The following is a 3417-nucleotide window of genomic DNA, read 5'->3' on the forward strand; positions in this document are numbered from 1 at the left end:
TTGATGCACTGAATAACGGTGCTGATTTTTACCTGAAAAAAACGTACGAGATTCAGTCGCAGATTTTCGAACTTACCCAGATCATCAAAATGTCAGTATCTCGGGCTCAATCAGAGGAATCACTCAAAAAGAGCGAAGAAAAATTCAGGACTATAACTGAATATTCACATGAGTGGGTGTACTGGAGAGATCAAAATGGAACAATGGTCTATGTCTCTCCATCATGTGAAGAGGTGACCGGTTACACCCCTAAGGAATTTTATCAGGATCCGGATCTTCGCAACAAGATCATCCTTGAAGAAGACATTCCTCTATGGATAACTCACACGCAGAACTGCTCGAAAGAGATAACCTCATCCTGGCTTGATTACCGTATTGTTCGAAAAGATGGGTGTATACGATGGATTGGGCATGTCTGTCAGCCAATATATGATTCAAAGGGGAATTATGCTGGAAAAATAGTCAGTAACCGGGATATAACGATACGGAAAAACATGGAGAATCTTCTCCGAACAGAGCGGAATAATTTTCTTCAAGTTTTTCGGGCTGCTCCGGTAGGTCTCATCCTGCTCAATACCGATACCGTAATCACCCAGGCAAATAAGGCATTATCTGAGTTAATTCTTCTGGATCCCGCAGATATTATCCGGAAACGAGGTGGAGGAGGATTAGGATGCATCCATAGTGAGGAAGATCCCCGGGGATGTGGATACTCATCATCTTGTCCAAACTGCCCATTACGGACAGGGATTGAGGCGGTAATAAAGGACGGCGTTAGTATTCATGGAACTGTTATCCCATTGACCCTGATGATTGAGGGTCACCCTTCTCTTCGGTGGCTGAGTATCAATGCAGAGCCTGTGGAAATCGAATGTTCTTCTTATGTCATTGTTGCGATTGATGACATAACAGAGGAGAAAGAGATTGAATCTGCTCTTCAAGCAAGTGAAGAGAAATTTAGGGCACTTTCTGACTCTACAACAGCCGGGATCATGATGTACCAAGATGATGCATGGACATATGCAAACCCGGCAGCCTTGAAGATATCAGGATATTCACAAGATGAACTCCTTTCGATGAAGTTCTGGGAGGTTATTGATCCTACGTATCAGAAGCAGTATATCGCCCTGGGGCAGGCACGATTGCGGGGAGATGAAGGGATGACTCATCGGTACGAATTACCGATCATTAGAAAAAATGGTGAAATCAGATGGCTTGAATGTGTAGGAAGTACAATAACCATCGGAAAGAAGAAAGCCGGGCTTATTACGGCAATCGATATCACTGAACATAAGATCGCAGACGAAAATCTTGAGCGCAGTGAAAAGAGATATCGATCAATCTTTGAAAACTTTATTGATCTCTTCTTTCAGACTGACATGGATGGAATCATCCAAGCTCTCTCCCCCTCCTGTACAAAACTCACCGGGTGGGAGGTATCTGACCTAGTCGGAACATCAGCCCTTCGTCTGTATCCCAATCCGGATGACCGATATGAATTAGTTAGACTCCTTCTGGTACAAGAACGCATATTGGATTATGAGACCACGATGCTTACAAAAACCGGGTATCAAGTGCCGGTCTCCATAAATTGTCAGATTGTACGGGATCAGGAGAATAATCCGGTTTTGATTGAGGGAACAATACGGGATATATCTGAACGGAAACGGATGGAAAATGCCCTTCGAACGAGTGAGGAACATTATCGGTCACTATTTACCTATATGCTTGAGGGGTTTGCGTACTGTCAGATGGTTTATGATGATAGTAATCATCCGATAGACTGGATATATCTCGATGTGAATGATTCCTTTGAGCAGATCACTGGGCTTAAGGGGCTTAAAGGGAAACCAGTAACAGAGGCAATCCCCGGTATTTGGGAGGAAATTCCTGAACTCTTTGATATTTATAATCGGGTCGTGATAACTGGTGTCCCCGAGGTATTTGAGATTTATTTTACTCCTCTTCATGTCTGGCTGAAAATAGCGGCGTACCGGCCTGAATTAGGTCATTTTGTAGCAATATTTGAAGATATCACCAAAAGGAAACAAACAGAAGAGAATCTGAATAAAATTCTTCGTGAACACCAGAGCATTCTTGAAAAAGTTCCCTCGATGATCTGGTATAAAGATATCCACAACACGTTCATCCGAGTAAATCCCGCTGCTGCACGGTTATTTGGAAAACCGATCCACGAGATTGAAGGGAAGACCTTTTCTGAGATATTTCCCGGAGCACCAGATCTTTACTACTCAGATGACCTGGAGGTTATTACTTCAAAAAAACCAAAACTGGGTATCGTTGAGAGAATTTATCCATTTGGTGAGCCGATATGGGTGCAAACCGACAAAGTGCCTCTCTTTGATGATAAGGATGAGGTTATTGGTATCCTGGTTGTGAGCACAGATATAACTGAGAGAAAGAAGGCAAAGGATGCCATAACACTTGCAAACAAAAAGTTACAACTGATGTCAAGCATTACCCGCCATGATGTGGCAAATCAGTTACAAGGACTGTTCTTCTCACTTGACCTGGCCCTGGGCGATGAACTTTCTCCTGATGGTCGGATATATATTGAAAAAGCAGATACCTTTGCTCACAATATTGAACGGCAGATATCGTTCACTCGTGACTACCAGGATATCGGGGTACGCTCACCGACATGGCAGGATGTTCATTCGGTAATTCAACAATCTATCCGCTCATTAGATCTGGGTGTTATCGATCTTCACCAGGATTTTGCCGGGCTTTCCATCTATGCTGATCCTCTGTTTGAAAAGGTGTTTCATAACCTGATCGACAATTCACTACGATATGGAGAGAAAATTACAGGGATAACGATATCCGGGCATGAAGATACAGATGGTTATATCCTCATATATGTAGATGACGGGATTGGAATCCCTGATAAATATAAATCAGCAATATTTAAGCGCGAGTATTTCAAGCATACCGGATTTGGATTGTCCCTCTCGCGGGAAATTTTGGAGATTACCGGAATGTCCATTCAGGAAGTTGGACAAGAGGGAGAAGGAGTCAGGTTTGAGATCAGGATTCCTAAAGGAGAGTATCGACTGAATAATTTTTAAGACCTAAATCATCATTATCCGGGCTACAAGATACTAGTGAGCCGAAGGGGTATACCAGGTGAAAATCTGGAGATATAATCACAGACCTAGAATTATTTCCTATTTTGAAAATCGACATGCCGAGTATCGGATTCATGATGGTACCATAAAAGAATAGTACATGATACCTGCACTAACACGAAATTCAACGATAAGAGTTCTGCCCTTATATTTCCTGGATATCAGTGATCGGTTGTATCTGTAACCTAACTTTGCCACTAACAAGAAATAAATGTGTCCTTAGTGATGTTTGAATCGGTCAAAATGCAAACAAAACTAAGAACTAATG

General features: G+C 42.3%; 1 protein-coding gene. It reads left to right on the forward strand.

Features of this window, described 5'->3' with window-relative positions; all coding sequences use genetic code 11:
• On the forward strand, positions 1–3089 hold a 3089-nt coding region (locus VN429_RS10740), incomplete at its 5' end, for a PAS domain S-box protein (protein WP_325633148.1).
• Positions 3090–3417: the final 328 nt, after the last annotated feature.

The sequence above is a fragment of the Methanospirillum sp. genome, assembly GCF_035560735.1.
Taxonomy (GTDB): Archaea; Halobacteriota; Methanomicrobia; order Methanomicrobiales; family Methanospirillaceae; genus Methanospirillum.